Genomic DNA, 16,335 nt, shown 5'->3' with positions numbered 1-16,335 from the left:
TTGTCTGGTCGATGGATCGTACCAAGTCGATTTGGCCTTCTGGAACGCTCAAGACGACAAGCCTGTGGTGCTGAACGACTGGAAAAGGTGTGAGCAGGCTGCCACCGGGTCGCTATGATCTCACGGGTGGTCAAATAGGTCTGAGAAACTCTCAAGAACAGTCGATGACCGGCACTGGAGAACGATGCCTTCAATCGTCGGTGACTATTGGTGAGTCCACGGCAACTGACGCATATCTCCAGGAGGCGACGTTGACGGATTCAAAAGTGAATCTTACCGCAGCCCGGGTTTCGTTAAACCTTTCTTGAACTATCAGTCTGCCTTTCTGCGATCTGCTTGCGGATGGCAAATCCATAACCTGTGCTTTGGTGGGATCAATTTCCGTCGCCTGGAATATCGTGACAACTTCCCTGCCTGGGAAACACCCTGTCTTCGCCAGGCGGTATCGAAGCTGGGGCAAATCGAGAGTAGGAGCCATAACGACAACCACATCAAAGTGGTGATCAGTTGGCAACATGGCTTCAAGAGCGTCGATGTTCGTCGCAGGGGTCGATTTTAAAAGAGAAAGGGAATCGGTCGGATCGCTTTCGCAGAAGGACAGCTCTGCTGACACTTCAAGGGGTAGCTTGGCAAGAATCTCCGAAACCGCCGCCGATGAATCGAGGCAATGAATCACAACCCTGCGACTGGCGAATCGCTCGACCCAGAACATCTTCCATGCGGCCACATCCATGGAAGTGGGCGCTGGTGGAGTCGGTTGAGCCTGTAATTGGTTTTTCGAAAGGCTTCCACGCCGCAATCGATCCAGCGTATCGATAAAGCTCTTTGCGATTCGCCTGGTTGAGAACATGAGTGCTGCCGCTTTTGCGACTTGCACTCTGGGATAGCTTTCAACTTCCCGCATGGCTTCACGAAGGATCGATTCATCAAGTTGTGTGACGATTCGGCCGGTAAGTTTGTCGACGACCAGAGGAGCGCCAGTGCGAAGTCCAATGGTCGGGCAGCCGGTCATCAGAATCTCTTGTAGAGCCAGTCCCCCCTGCTCATCATCAGTCAGATAAACGCACATTCGACACCGCGAAGCGATCTCGCAGAGTTCTTCCCGCACATACTCACCATAGCGAATGAGAACTGTTCTGAGGGGTGGCTGCTGAAGTTGTGCAGCTAGAGAACTGAACTTGTCTTGCTTGAGATAGATGAGCAGATCGAAGTCAGCGGGTTCTTGAGGAACACTCACGTGGGGAATGACCGGATACGGGATTCGGACGATGGGGCAATCATTTTGTGAACCACGGTTTTGGCGGATGAGTTCGTCATACCATGTTGAATGACAAAACATCGCCAGGCAGTGAGGTGAATCCAGCAACTCCGATTCCAAGAGATCAGACCGCGGGGCTTGGGAATTCAGAAAAAGTACATTTGGGCCAATGAAAAAAGGTCGACCCTCGCGGGAACATGCCACAGCTTGTGGTCGGTGTTCCCAACTCCAGAACCAGGGAATCTCACCGGTATGGAGATCTCCGCCGATATGCAACCATTCGCGATTCGCGGTTTCATTATCCTGTCGCATTGCCTTCTGAAGTGCATACTGTCCATTCGAGGGACCACTGCCTCCTGCACTCCGGACATCACCTATAATCCGGACGTCTGGAAAAATTGGCTGAGATCGCACGGCGTCCTCACGAGATGGGCTGGAGGGGATGATCATTCCAGGGGAGGCTGCCTTTGAGCGATTGCCTGCCGTGCCATTTTGATGTAGTCCTTGCGCCATTGGGGAGTCACCGTTCGAGGTTCCGAATTCAAGTGGCCGTGGAGATTATCTCTCAGGCTTTGCATCTGACTCCAACCGGTCTCGTTGTCCATTAGTGAGAGGTGCGGATATCCCGTCTCAAATTCCAATATGAAGAAGGGTGGGAAGCCACTTATCGGATCCATGACCGAAACACCCGCCGCCATCAAGCTGGCCGCCAGAACCTGATCTTCTCCATTATTGATCTGCGGATAGCCACCCACTCGAGTGAGTACGTCGCGACGGAATGCCCAGCTTGCGTGATAAAGCCCTCCGGTGTTGGCCACATGCAGGCTGTCGCCCTTCGCATGGTAAACCTGACTGGGCCTCGACCACCCGGCTTGTGCCAGTGCGAAGAAATGGGCCCGCAACGTCCAGGGAAGATAGATATCATCGTCATCCATGACCACGATGGCCCAGCAATCCCTCGCGACCAAAGTCGTTGCGAAATTGCGTTTCTCTCCCAGCGTAGAGAATCGCTGAGCAGCGGTAACCAGCCTCCACCCTGGTCCTTGCTGCGTTCTATGCAGGCCGCCATCGTCGAGAATTATCAGTTCACGTCGTGAAATCGGCCAGTCGAACGCCTGATAGCAGGCGAGAATGGAATCCACACATTTCGGACGGTTGTACGTCAGGCACACACAGGACAAGAACGGATGGTCTGAGTCTTCCATTTTTTAGCCAACTGTGAGTTTGAGTTGTCGTGTGGCCGAATTGGTTACAGATTGCCGTCATTGAGTCATTTGTTTTCCAGCATGGAAAAGAAATCTCCCCACGAAATCATGGCTTTTTCCATACCCCACTGTTCTTCCAGCCAGACTCTCGCCTGTTCCGCCATTTGCCGTCGTTCGGCACTTTCAAAAGCGGCTCGAGAAGCGTAGTAGACGAATTCTCGCTCATTCGAGCAAAGAAAGCCGGTTTGGCCGTGGAGCACCTGTTCTCGCCATCCTCCCCGATCGTCGACAATGAGCACGCATCCGCTGGCCATGGCTTCAAAACCGACTCTTGGCAGATTTTCATAAGTCTCTGACATCTGAATGATACAGTGTGCCTGCCGGTAGACTTCCTGAACTGGAGTTCCACCAGCTGGCAGGCCGGTTATCCAGTTCGGCTCTCGACCGATCTTTTCTCGAATCCGATCACTAATCCCCAATATCACACCTTCCTTAAGGACTGGTGCCACCATGCTTTCATAGACCCACATTTGTGAAGGATGAAATTTCGAAGGGTCTTCCCGAGACACCCTGGCAAATCGGAATCTGTCAGAGTTTCTATCTCGGTAGAAGGGAAAGTCGGATAGGTGGAAGTAGGGTCGGAGTGTGATCCAGGAGTAGTTGGCATTGATTGATTGTAATTCTAGTGAGACGCGTTCTCGGGCATGATCTGTTTGATAGAGAAAGTGATCGATCCAGCCCTGGAGGTGCGCTTCTTTCTCGGATTCAAACAGCCATGTCATGCAATTAACAAAAGTTGTCGATCGTGCGTGCCTGCGGATCTCGGCAAGGTTTTTCAGGAATTCCCCGTTGCAGTAAGAGATCACGTGCATGCCACGGCAAGCGCTCCAATCACGCGGTCTCAGGATTTTACATCCCCGCTCCTCCATTCGCATCGCTTTCAAATTGTCATCAAGATCTCCAGTGTGCAGAAGGTAAACTTCAATTCCTAGATGCTGCCAAACGTGTATCTGGTGGTCGAGTTCTGTGTCGGCGCCGCCGAGGCGTGAAGGGAAGCCGATGACGCAGATTTGATTGAGCGGCATTTGTGCAGTGCTGAAAAAAAGGGGGGGGGCTGGCGTTGGTCATAAAACGAAGAATGTATACTTACCTAGTCTGTCTCTGTCGAATTCTCAACAGAATTCTGCACAGTCAATTTTATTTGACTTAGTGAAATCCTCTTTGTACGCTCTACGCACATTTGATCGGTAAGTCCCTTACTAAGAGAAGTCTCTGGAGATAAAGGGTAGGGGAATGCCTGACGAGAACAGTGCATCAAGCGACACCGAAGAGATTCCTGCCTCATCATCCAGCGATTCGATGACGTCATCGAGCAGTGATTCGATCACTTCGTCCAGCAGTGATTCGCCATACAGTTCGTCGAGCAGCATTCCCCCATACAGCTCGTCCAGCAGTATTCCACCTTCGAGCTCGTCCAGCAGTTCGAGCTCGTCAAGCAGCTCCAGCTCGTCAAGCAGCTCCAGCTCTTCGAGCATTCCGCCATATAGCTCGTCGAGCAGCATTGGGCCATCGAACTCCTCGAGCAGCTCGAGCTCTTCAAGCAGTATTCCACCATACAGCTCGTCGAGCAGCGTTCCCCCATACAGTTCATCCAGCAGCTCCAGTTCGTCCAGCAGCATTCCGCCATATAGCTCGTCGAGCAGCATTGGGCCGTCCAGCTCCTCAAGCAGCTCGAGCTCTTCAAGCAGTATTCCACCCTACAGCTCGTCGAGCAGCGTTCCCCCATACAGTTCGTCCAGCAGCTCCAGTTCCTCAAGCAGTACTCCGCCATATAGTTCGTCGAGTGGCATACCGACGTCCAGCTCCTCAAGCAGTTCGAGCTCGTCGAGCAGTTCGAGTTCCTCAAGTAGTTCCAGCTCGTCGAGCAGCTCCAGCTCGTCAAGCAGCACTCCTCCGTATAGTTCATCGAGCAGCATTGGGCCATCCAGCTCCTCCTCCAGTTCCAGTTCGTCAAGCGCTAAGCCTTCTGGTGCAAAACTGATCACGTTGATCAGTGATCCATGTGGTGAGGCCGCTGTGAAGAATGCGCAGGCCCAGGCACAGTTTCCGGTTGCTGCCGTCAAACTCACCGGCGAGCCGAATGGAGGAGTCGGGCATGGGGAATGCATAACAAAAAGCTCTGTAAAGACTCAATCACTCACATCAAAAGAACTCCGTGCAGCTCATCTTGCCAGGCTCAATGCATGGAAGCTTCGTAACGGATTGATTGGGGGCAGCCTCACGCCTGCCAATATCTGGCCTTCCCTGTCAAACATCTATATTCCCAGCCAGGCGGATATGAATCTGTATGGCATGTTAAATCAGCTTGGGAATGCGATTTCTGGAAATCCGCGTGCCATGACTGATGCAGCCTATGGAGCTTTTTCCTCGTCGTCAGATTCATTTGCTGACCCTGCCGCTCCACGGACCGGGGGGGGAGGCAGTCCCGGAGGGAGTGTTCCCGACCACTGTCTGAAATGGGTTCAGGAAACCTATTGCTACGGATCCTACAAAGGGAAGCTCTTTCCTGGCGATACCCGCTCAGGTCTGCCCCATCGAGACGATTGCTTTACAAAGCAGAGCGCTACAATCCCTAATGTCAACGGTGGCGTTCTCTACAATATTTACAAGCTCAACGGCACTGATGATCTCTACCTCCAGGACCCGTGACCGGCATGTCCTTGCACCGGGTGTCGCCAAGTATTATGTGTCCCCCTCACTCATGAGCCCTTCCCTCGCATGCGAGACCTTGTGATGTTCCGAGTCGAGTTGAAAATACCTGAATCAGGCATTTTAGGAGGGTCTCAGAATTCACCTGTCAGCACTCAGATGTCTGTTGTCGATGAAGCAGCAGAGTTTGATTTTGGACTGGAGATGGCACGGCTTCCCGTAGTCACCCGTTTTGTCACGGTGGAGGGAACCGGGATTCGCGGGCAGTACAACACACCGCCGGCCGTCGTCGATGCTTTCACCCGCGAGTTGCTCCTGTTGTTTGTCGGTCCCGCAGCCACCAACTCCGATCCCCCTCTTTCAGCCACCTATCTCAGTGGTAAAGAGACTGATGGGCCACTGGGAATTGGCTGGACTGCCTATTTCGACCGCAGGATCATTCCGGGTGATGATCCGTCACTTCATGTGACTGTCCAGTCTGATAGCGGAACGCTGTCGATTTACACGAAGTCAGATCCGGATGCTGAATACTATGATCTCCCTTCCGGGAGCGAAAATCGGCTTCGATCAACCAGCTCGGGCTGGGAGGAATTCTTTCCCGAGGGTTTAGTCGTCCGGTACGATGCCGATGGAAAATATATTTTAGCGACTCAGGGATCTCTCGAGTGGAACCTCGTCTACACGAGTGTGGCGGGTGTGCCCCGGCTCTCTCATGTGATACATCCCTTCGATGATCGTCGATCGACCTTCCTGTATGACTCCAGTGGCCATCTCACACAGGGAATCGACGCCACGTCCAGAATCACGACATTCAGTTACGATGGTTCAGGACGATTGCAGAGCATTTGCCTCCCCACTGCTGTCCGCACGTCCTTCGCTTACAACAGCAGTTCGCGGCTGACAACTGTCATCAACCCTGATTTGAGCAGGACAACTTTTGCCTATACAGGAAGCAGCCGTTCCCTCAAAACCATCCGCCTGGGAAATCTTCGCGGGACCATCAGTTACGATGCATCGGCCATCCGCACGTCATTTGAAAATCCGGATGGTGGCCTTTGGGGTATGGGCTTTGATACAACGGGACAACCGATCCGGTTAACCAATCCGCTGAATCAGGCGACAACGCTGACCTGGGACCTGTCAGGAAATCTGACCGGACGGACACTGGCGACCGGTGCGACATCGAGTTCTACATTCACCCGGCCCGACGCGACTTTCCCGGCGAAGATCCAGAGTCTTTCGATTCCCTCTGTGGGACGCTATACCTACCTCTACGACTCAGCGAACCGTATCACAGGCTTTCTCCTGGTGGATGGCAGTCGCACCACCTCCATTTATGATTCTGTGACCGGTCAGCGTCAGGCCGTGATTGATTCTCGGGGCCTGAGATCCACTTATACCTATGATTCGTCCGGGCGACTGTTTCGGCTCATGCGTCCACAGGGACTGATCACGACGTTCATCGGTGACGGAACAGGCCAGTTGTTGAATCAGCAGCAGCCGGAAGGGGGCCAGACAAGTCAGACCTATGCCCTCGGACAGGTGACAGCCGTCATTGACGCCGCTGGTAATCCCCTGCAGCTTGGCCGCGATGAACTCAATCGAGTTACAGTCAATGTGGATCGACGGGGCTTCAGGACGACCTATGTCTACGATCCTGCATTCGGCCAGTTGCAAACCACAATTAATGCGCTGAATGCCCGCACGACGCTGGTACGGGATAGTGAGACCGGCGTTTTAACGGAGATTCAGGAGGCTCTCTCCCGCAATATTTCTGCGACATATACTCCCCGGGGTCTGCCCCTGACCGTGCGGACGGCCATGGGAGTCACAACCACGTATCTCTACGACGCAGCGGATCGCAATACAGCCATTATTGCTCCGAGTGGTGGTCGCACTTCGATGTCTTACAATGAGGCCGGGCAACTGGTTCGGGTGATGGACCCTCTGGGCTTTGTCCAGTCGTTTTCCTATGACAATGCCGGAAGGTTAGTTCAATTTACAGCTCCTGACCTCGCGACAGAACAGATCCGTTACCACGATGAGACCCGTACACGAACCGTGATTTCGCCATCCGGATCACGAACGACATCTGTTTCTGATTCCCAGGGACACCTCGTCTCCACAACAGACGCTCTGGGTCGGACGGTTGATTACCGTTATGATGATCTCGGAAATCAGATCGCTGTGATCAATCCTCTGGGAGCCAGGACTTCGACGATCTACGATGCGGCCAGTCGCCCTATCGCTTTGATCGACCCGATGGGGCGTCGTACGACGAATGTCTACGATGATCGAAACTGGCTGATTGCGGTCATCAATCCCGCGGAGTACAGAACCACCAACACCTTCTCGAAGCAGGGTGAACCGATTCAGCAGGCCGATCCCCTGGGTCGCACGACGAGCTTCATTTACGACCCGACCGGGCAACTGATCGGGCAGGTCCTTCCCGGCGGAGAACGTTCCACCAACATCTACGACCTGAGTGGCCTGTTGATTGGCAGTATCAGTCCTCTCGGGGCCCGCACCACTTCTGTCTACGATCTGGACGGCCGACTTGTGCGCACGATCGACCCCCTGGGTCGCATGGCGACCACCTTGTATGACTTCGCCGGCCGCAGCCATGTCTCCATTTCGCCGGCCCGCGATCGCATCACTTCGGTCTATGATCTGGCGGGCCGGCGGATTGCGGAAATCCGTCCGACGGGCCGTCGTTCGACAGTGATTTATGATTCCGTCGGTCGCGCTGTCGCCGGAATTAATCCCCTGGGGCACCGCTCGACGACGGTCTACGACAGGGAAGGTCGGCGAGTGGCCATGATCAGTGCCGATGGCTCACGGACAACATTCGTCTATAACTCTGTCAGCCAGGTGGTTGCTCAGATCGATCCCTGGGGGTACCGGACATCGACAGTCTACGACGCGGCCGGACGCGCGATTCGCGTTGTCAATCCGGCGGGCGAAATCCAGACAACGGTTTATGATCTGGCAGGTCAAGTCATCCGCCGGGTGAACCCCCTGGCGTTCACCCGGACCATGGTCTACGACGTCCTCGGCCGACAGATTTCCGCCGTCAACCCCCTGGGAAACCGCAACTCGACGGTTTTTGACCCCGCCAATCAGGCGATCGCGCAGATCAATCCCCAGCGTGAACGTACCACGACGACCTATGACCTTAATGGACGGGTTCGTCGCACGATGGATCCGCTGCGCCGCATTACGACCCAGGTGTATGACGCCGCCGGTCGTCAGCGGCGGGTGGTCGATCCCGCCGGCGCCATCTCGACGTCGATCTACAATCTGGCCGATCAGACACTGGCCCAGATCAATCCGGTGGGAGCGAGAAGTTCGACGGTCTACGACACGGCCGGGCGGGCTGTGGCCGGGGTGAATGCCCTGGGAGCCCGGACGACAAGCGTCTACGATCCGGCAGGCCGGGTGGTTGCGCAGGTTGATCCTTTGAACCGTCGGACAACCTCCATTTTCAATGGGGCCGACCAGACCATCGCGACCGTCGCACCGGATCGTTCCCGGTCGAGCACGATCTTCGATGCCGTGGGACGTTCCATCGCGCAGATCGATCCTTTGGGGCGGCGATCGAGTTCGATTTTTGATCGGGCGGGACGCCAGATCGCGACCATCGATCCGCTCGGCGCGCGGACGTCCAGCAGTTTCGATGCCGTCGGTCGAGTCCGGCGTGTCACAGACCCTCTCGGATATCAGACCACCAGTATTTATGATCGTGCCGGCCGACAGGTCGCGCGGATCGATGCGCTGGGTCAAAGATCCACCACGCTCTACGATGCCGCCGATCAATCGATTGTCACAATCGATCCTCTGAATGCCCGCACCACGACGGTTTACAGTCCTGCCGGCCGGCCGATTCGTCTCGTCGACGCACTCGGGAGGCTGACAACCACCGTGTACGATGTGGCCGGGCAGAATCTGGCCCGTATCGCTGCCGACGGGACGCGAACCACGACCCTTTACGATGTCGCGGGACGGGCAGTCGGTACGGTGAACGCCCTCGAGGAGAGGACCACTGCGATCTTCGATCTGGCCGGACGCCAGCTCGCAACGGTGAATCCTTTGGGAGCTCGAACCTCCAGCCTCTTCGACCTGCTGGGACGTCCGCGAGTCACCCTCGATCCTCTGGCAAGGCGCTCCACAACGGTCTTCGATGCTGCAGGTCAGGCCATTGCGGTGTCCAATCCGTACCGCTCGACGACCATTTTTGACAGCGTCGGCAGGGCCGTCAGCAAGATCGATCCCCTGGGGCATCGGCAGACCACCGTCTACAACGCGGCTGGCGAGTCGATCGCCCTGCTGGACGGCCTCGCCCGCCGAACGTCCTCGATTTACGACGCGGCGGGACGCTTGAGGCGATCGATCAATCCTGAAGGCGAAATCACGACGACGCTGTACGATGCCGCGGGACGTGCGATTGTGGCCATCAATCCATTGGCGTACCGCACGACAACGATCTGCGACGCACTGGCAAGAACTGTGGCCAGGATCGATGCCAATCGTCACATCACCACACAGTTGTACGACGCTGCCGGGCGATCGATCGCCACCCTGAATCCGCTGGGTCAGCGGACAAGCCTGCTGTTCGACCGGGTCGGACAGCGAATCGCACAGATCGACGCCAACAATCATCGCACCACGATGCTTTATGACCTTGCCGGTCGCGTAGTGGCCACCATCGATCCCCTGGAACAACGGACGACCAGCCTCTTCGATGCTGTCGGGAGGATCAGGGCCACTCTTGATGCCATCGGAGCCCGCTCGACAACTCTCTTCGATCGCGCCGGTCGCGAAATTGCCCGAATTGATCCCTTGCAGCGTCGAACCACCACTCTGCTCGACGCTGCCAGCCAGGTGATCGCACGGGTGACCCCACTGGGATTGCGTACCTCGTCGATCTATGATCGGGCCGCAAAGAACATTGCCCAGATCGATCCTTTGGGACGGCGGACATCCACGATCTTCGATCGGGCGGGGCGAACAGTGGCCACGGTGGATGCAGCCGGATTTCGCTCCTCAACGATTTATGACGCCGCCGATCAGATCGTCCGAACCATTGATCCGCTGGGATTTGCCACCACGCAGATCCATGACGGGGCGAGCCGCACGATCGCCACTGTCAACCCGCTTCTTGAAAGAACCACGACCATCTTTGATGCCGCAGGGCAATCCATCGTCGCGCAGGATCCGTTGGGTCAACGGACGACGTCGAGCTACGATCCCGTCGGCAGGTTACGCCGAACTATGGATCCAGTGGGCGCGGTGACAACATCGCTCTTCGACGCGGCGGATCGTCAGACGTCGACCATCAATCCTTTGGGCTTCCGTACGACCACGCTTTTTAGTCCCGTGGGTAAGCCACTGGCGATTGTGGATCCCCTCGAAAATCGACGATCCATGGTCTATGACGCCGCCGATCGCGAGATGGCGACCATCGATTCCCTGGGAGCGCGCACCACGAGCCTCTATGATCCCGTCGCCCGGAAAATCGCCGTTGTCGATCCGATCGGTCGCCGCACGTCCATGCTCTTCGATGCAGCAGGACAGCAGGTCGCTCAGGTCGATGCCCTGGGCCAACGGACGACAACCGTCTACGACCTGAATGGTCGCACCACCGCGAAAATCGATCCGCTGAACCACCGTTCGACCACCCTCTACGATCCGGCTGGCCAGACGATCTCCACGCTGGATCCCCTGGGACGGCGGACGACCAGCCAGTACGACCTCGTGGGCCGTCGCACAGTGCTGATCGATCCCCTCGCCCACCGTACCACCACGGTCTACGACATCGCGGGTCGCGTGCGGGCCACTGTGGATCCCCTGGCCCGACGCACTTCCCTGGTTCACGATGCCGCCGGCCGCCAGATTGCCTCCCGCAATCCTTTGAATCTGCGAACGACGACCGTCTTCGACAAAGCCGGACGAACAATTGCCACTCTCAATCCGCTGCTCGACCGCACCACCAGCGTTTACGATCGCGCGGGACGAGTGGTGCGGACGATTGATCCGCTGGCTCACATCAGTACCACCCTCTTCGATCTGGCGGGACAGACCATCGTTCAGATCGATCCAGTGGGAGCCCGGACAACAACCAGTTACGATCCCGCAGGCCGCGTCCGGGATGTCGTGAATCCACGGGGTGTCCGTACAACTCCCATCCATGATGCGGATGGCCGCCAGATCGCCTCCATTGATGGTCGCGGCTATCGGTCGACGTCGGTCTACGACAAGGCCGGCCAACTCAAGCAGAAGATCGATCCGCTCGGGCACCGCACCACCACCCAGTTCGATCCGGTCGGTCGACCAGTCGCTCAGATCGATCCCCTCGGTGCGCGCACAACAGAGGTCTACGACGCCGCGGGAAGGAAGATCGTACAGGTCGACCCGCTGGCCGCGCGCACCACAACGGTGTTTGATGCTGCCGGGCAGATTCGCCGCACGATCGATCCCGTCCTGGTGGTCACCAGCTTCCTTTACGACGCCGCAGGTCGGGAAACCACCCGGATCCGTCCGCTCGGCTATCGGATGACGACCGTCTACGACGCTGCCAGTCAGAAGATTTCCCAGGTCGAACCACTCGGTAAACGCTCGACATCGATCTACAACGCTGCCGGCTGGAGCATTGCCCAGATCGATCCGCTCGGTTACCGCACGAGTTCCATCTACGACCTGAACGGACGCCGCGTCGCTCTTGTCAATCCGCTCTCCGAACGAATGACCACCATCTACGATGCCGCCGCCAGAACGGTGGCCCAGATCGATCCCCTGGCAGCACGCACGACGAGCCTGTTCGATCCCGCGAACCGGGAAATTGCCCGACTCGATCCACTGCTGCGGCGCAGCTCCACACTCTACGACCTGGGTGGACTGCGTGTCGCCACGATTGATCCCCTGGCCTGTCGCACCACAATTCTCTATGACGCCGACAACCGGCCCATTGTCCAGATTGATCCCTTAGGGCAGCGTACGACATCCATCTTCGATCCCGCCGGACGGCAAACCACGCGGATCGATCCACTCGGTCTGCGGAGCACCACGGTCTTCGATCCTGTGGGACGGTCGATGGCCACGGTCAATCCACTGCTGGAACGGACAACGTCGGTGTACGATCGCGCGGGTCGTGTCATGGTCGCTATCGATCCACTCCTGCAGCGTGCGACGACCGTCTACGATCTCGCGGGCCGCACGCGGGCCGTGATTGATCCGCAGGCCGCCCGCACGTCGACGCTTTATGATGCCGCCAGCCGTATGATTGCCTCGATCGATCCACTGGCACGCCGCACCTCGACCATCCACGATCTCGCCAATCGGGCCATTGCGACCATCGATGCGTTGGGCCATCGCAGCACCACGGTCTTTGATACTGCGGATCGCACCATCGCTACAGTCGATCCCCGGGGGGCCCGCACGACGAATATGTACGATGCCGCAGGCCGCACACGGTCCGTGGTGGATCCCCTGGCCCGACGCACATCGTCGCTCTATGACCGGGCGGGCCGCCGGACTGTCCAGATTGATCCGCTCGCCGCCCGGACAACAACGGTCTACGATGCCGCCGGGCAGCAGCGCCGTGTTCTGAATCCTCTCGGCGATATCTCGACCACCCTCTACGATCTTCTCGGTCGCCAGTCCGGCCGGATCGATCCGTTGGGAGCCCGCTCGACAACACTGTACGACCTCGCGGGCCGCACACGGGCCTCGGTCTCGCCGCTCGGGATCCGCCTCAGCACCATTCATGATGCCGCAGGCCGGCTGGTTGCCCAGGTCAATGGTCGCGGGTTCCGGTCCACATTCCTGTACGATGCCGCCAGTCGCGAGCGGTCGCAGATCAATCCCCTTGGCCAGCGGCTGACATTCCTGCGCGATCCTCTGGGCCGCGAAGTCGTGCGCCAGGACGCCCGGGGTGATCGGATCACATTCACCTACAACTCCCTCGACAAGGAAACCACCCGCAGGTATCCCGATGGCAGCCGCACCACTGCCGTCTATGATGTTGTCGGTAACAGGCTCCTCGCCTGCGACACGGGGGGCTGCACCACCCGCACCTATGATCCGCTCAATCGCATCGTCGTTGTCCGCTTCCCCCATCTCCAGCGTTTCACGTTCCTGTGGGATGCCGTCGGCAATCGTCTGGCGACCGGTCAGGTCACGGGGGGCCGCACCACCTACACCTACGATCTCGCCAACCAGCCCCGCACGCTGCAGAACTCATACGGCGAACTCACCAGCTACAGCTACGATCCCGCAGGCCGGCAAACGCTCATCGACCGGGCCAACGGTACCCGCACCTCTCAGATCTACGATCTGGCGGGCCGGCTGTGCGTGGTGCGGCACGAGGGAGCAGCAGGCCTGCTCCTGGAAAGCTTCACGTGCACCTATGATCCCGCCGGTCGCAAACGTCGGGTGCTCGAAGCCACAGGGGACAGCACTTCGTGGACTTACGACCTCACTGGCCAGCTCACCGGCGAGTTCCGGGCGGGAACCCTGAATACCGCCACGACATTCACCTACGATCCGGCGGGCAACCGCGCCACCAAAAGTGTCGATGGGGAAACCACACACCATGCCTACGATGCGGCCAACCGGCTGCTCGTCGCCTGGAATCCTTCCGAACGGACGACCTACAGTTATGACGCCGTCGGCAACCAGACACGTGTCGATCTCGCCGGTGCCGTCACGACCACCATCTGGAACACCGAGAACCAGGCCGTCGCCGTCCTGCTGCCCGATGAATCGGTCGTCACCTACACCTACAACATCGACAGGAAGCGGATCTCGAAGACCGACGACCTCGAAACTGTGAATTACATCTGGGACAAGCACAACCTGGCGTTCGAAGAGGACGAGTTCGGCACGGCGCTGGTGGAATACACGTTCCAGCCGCAGGAATACGGCGACCTGCTCAGCCAGCATCGCGATGGTGGCAGCCTGTTCCACCACTTCGACGTGGTCGGTTCGACTGCCGCCCTCACCGATAGCTCCGCCGTGGTCGAGGACACCTACCGGTTCACCGCCTGGGGCGAAGAAGCCACCAGCAGCGGCACCACGCTGCAGCCTTACCTGTGGAATGCGAAGGAGGGCTACTACCGCGACGAGGAGACCGGCTGGTACAACCTCCGCCGCCGCGACTACGACACCCACACCGGCCGATTCCGCAGCGAAGACCCCATCCGCTTCGAATCCAGCGACGAAAACTTCTACCGCTACGCCCACAACAACCCCACCAACAACTCCGACCCCAGCGGCTTGGATACGCTGGTCGAAGAATTCCGGAACGACAAAACCACAGGTGCGATGGTCACCAATACATATTGGAAAACGGCAGCATCCAAATGTGGAACACCGCAGGTTTACGTCGGGCGTCCCAACGATGAGAAGTATCCATCCATCGGAAGAGTTCTTGAAATCACCTCGATTAAACGAGGTTCCGATGTCACTGACAGCGGGATGTGTATTCCCTACAATGTCGCGAAAGCGATTGCTGCTAAAACCAATCTCGACCCCAAGGGGGATATTCAAGGCCGTGCGATTAAAGCTCTGCTTGCCGGTGCTCGCAAATGTAGTGACTACAAAGGGACACTGAAATGCAAAAAGCCACCTGAGGCGATTGCACCCAATTTGGCGCCAAGCACTCCGGAGACGCCTCCACCAGCGCAGAATGAGCCTGAAAGTTGGGGCTGCTGGCTGGCCGATAAACTGCTGGATGACTTCTGCGGAACGGTTAGCCGATTGATCGACTGTTTCAGCAAAGCCGGTGGAGCGGCAGGTGAGCTCGCCGAGGTCATGGCTGTATTCTCAGATGTTGATCGAGCCCGGCAAGTGCTCTATTGCCTGATGGCGGGAATGAACCGCGGCATTGAAATGGCCATCAACTATCTCAAATCGAATTCGATGCAAGTCGTTCGACAGATACTCAAGGAAGTTCTCGGCGCAGATATTGACCTCGATGCTCTCCTGAGTGGCAATCCAACGCGAATTCTCGGGGCTCTGGGTGCCGCTGTGGATTTGAGCGCCTCGGGCATCGAAGAACTGGCCTATGAAGCGGCACGAGAGTTGAAGATTGCGGACACTCAGGTTAGGTCACTTGTTTCGACTGCCACCGGAATGGCGATGGATTGGATGAGTGGCAAACCAATCGAGGTGCCGTCGCTTCCGACTTTCGAACAATTGCGGCAGATGATCGTTGAAACCGTGACCCAGGAACTGCCGAATATTTTGGCAGATGTCATAGGTCAAGTCGCGAGAAAGCTTGCTCCTGGCGTCGGTGGTCTAGATTTGCTCTACGGGTTACTAAAGGCATTTCTTTCAATGTGCGACGAACTTGTCAAAATGATGCAGTTCCTCGTTCAATCCATTTGCCAAGCCAGCAATTGCAACGAAGCCACCATTCAAAAAATCGCTACAGGCTTCAGCACACTGGTCGTGGGGATGATCGGTCCCTTCTTGAAGGCTATCGTGACAGCGGTGCTGCCGGGTTTGATCAAGAAACTGCAGGAGCTTGTCTGCAAGATCAAGGCGAAGATTCGACAGTTCATGAAGCAGGTCCTGATTTCGATCCTGCATTGGCTGCTTCAAGGGAAGAGGCCCCGCAACAAACCCGGCGCAGCCCCTGCGGGTCCCGCATGCGGCCTGCCGGGAACCGGTGGCAACACAGCCCCCGCCGCTCCTCCCAAGGGTGGCGCGCCCAAAGCCTGCGGCAACTGCTTTGTGGCGGGGACGCTGGTGAAGACCCATGTAGGGCGAACACTCATTGAACGCTTGGGGGTGGGTGAGCGGGTGGATCCCGCTTTGCCGGAAGACTGGGAGTTGGCTGCTGCTTCGCTGGAGGGGCGCTTTGTAGATTGGCGGCGGGTGGAGTTGGTGCTCTTGGCCGACAACACACCCTGCGGCACCGCCACACTGCTGCGTCCCGCCGCATGGGTGGACGATGAATGCGCCACTCCCGGCAGAACAATATTCCTCAATCTCCCCGAAATCGGGATTGAGGGACCCGCTCAAGTCGTTAGCATTGAAGAGACGTTTGTTGTCCCCGGCACTGGCCGTCTGGTCACAGGCGTCTTCCGGCACAAGTCGGGAAGCATTCTCGAACTCCAGATCGAAGGAGAACATCAACCGTTAGGCACCACGAAATCCCAC

7 protein-coding genes are annotated in these 16,335 nt (G+C 57.4%); 2 read left to right on the top strand and 5 right to left on the bottom strand.

Features of this window, described 5'->3' with window-relative positions:
* Positions 1-190: 190 nt before the first annotated feature.
* The 5 genes from A6X21_RS07585 to A6X21_RS07565 form a co-directional block, all read right to left on the bottom strand.
* A complete protein-coding gene (locus A6X21_RS07585; protein WP_165603720.1) occupies positions 191-1,237 on the bottom strand; it encodes a glycosyltransferase family protein in 1,047 nt (348 codons plus the stop codon).
* Between the two features lie 467 nt (positions 1,238-1,704).
* Positions 1,705-2,400 (bottom strand): glycosyltransferase family 2 protein, encoded by a 696-nt coding sequence (locus tag A6X21_RS07580; RefSeq protein WP_068847004.1) that lies wholly within the window; start codon positions 2,398-2,400, stop codon positions 1,705-1,707.
* A gap of 128 nt (positions 2,401-2,528) precedes the next feature.
* The gene (locus A6X21_RS24605) at positions 2,529-2,975 is read right to left on the bottom strand and encodes a glycosyltransferase (RefSeq protein ID WP_165603719.1); all 447 of its coding nucleotides are present in this window, start codon (positions 2,973-2,975) and stop codon (positions 2,529-2,531) included.
* Positions 2,976-3,722: 747 nt separating this feature from the next.
* A complete protein-coding gene (locus A6X21_RS24305; protein ID WP_068847002.1) occupies positions 3,723-4,169 on the bottom strand; it encodes a hypothetical protein in 447 nt (148 codons plus the stop codon).
* A 51-nt stretch (positions 4,170-4,220) separates the two neighbouring features.
* The gene (locus tag A6X21_RS07565; protein WP_068847001.1) at positions 4,221-4,508 is read right to left on the bottom strand and encodes a hypothetical protein; all 288 of its coding nucleotides are present in this window, start codon (positions 4,506-4,508) and stop codon (positions 4,221-4,223) included.
* Positions 4,509-4,539: 31 nt separating this feature from the next.
* Between A6X21_RS07565 and A6X21_RS07560 the strand changes: the two genes are divergently transcribed.
* Entirely contained in the window at positions 4,540-5,172 is a 633-nt protein-coding gene (locus A6X21_RS07560; protein ID WP_131818241.1) for a hypothetical protein, read from the top strand.
* A 159-nt stretch (positions 5,173-5,331) separates the two neighbouring features.
* The coding region (locus A6X21_RS07555) for an RHS repeat-associated core domain-containing protein (protein ID WP_165603718.1) at positions 5,332-16,335 on the top strand (11,004 nt) is incomplete at its 3' end.

Origin of the sequence: Planctopirus hydrillae (assembly GCF_001707835.1) — a bacterium.
Classification (GTDB): domain Bacteria; phylum Planctomycetota; class Planctomycetia; order Planctomycetales; family Planctomycetaceae; genus Planctopirus; species Planctopirus hydrillae.
This window is presented reverse-complemented; position numbering and strand designations above follow the sequence as displayed.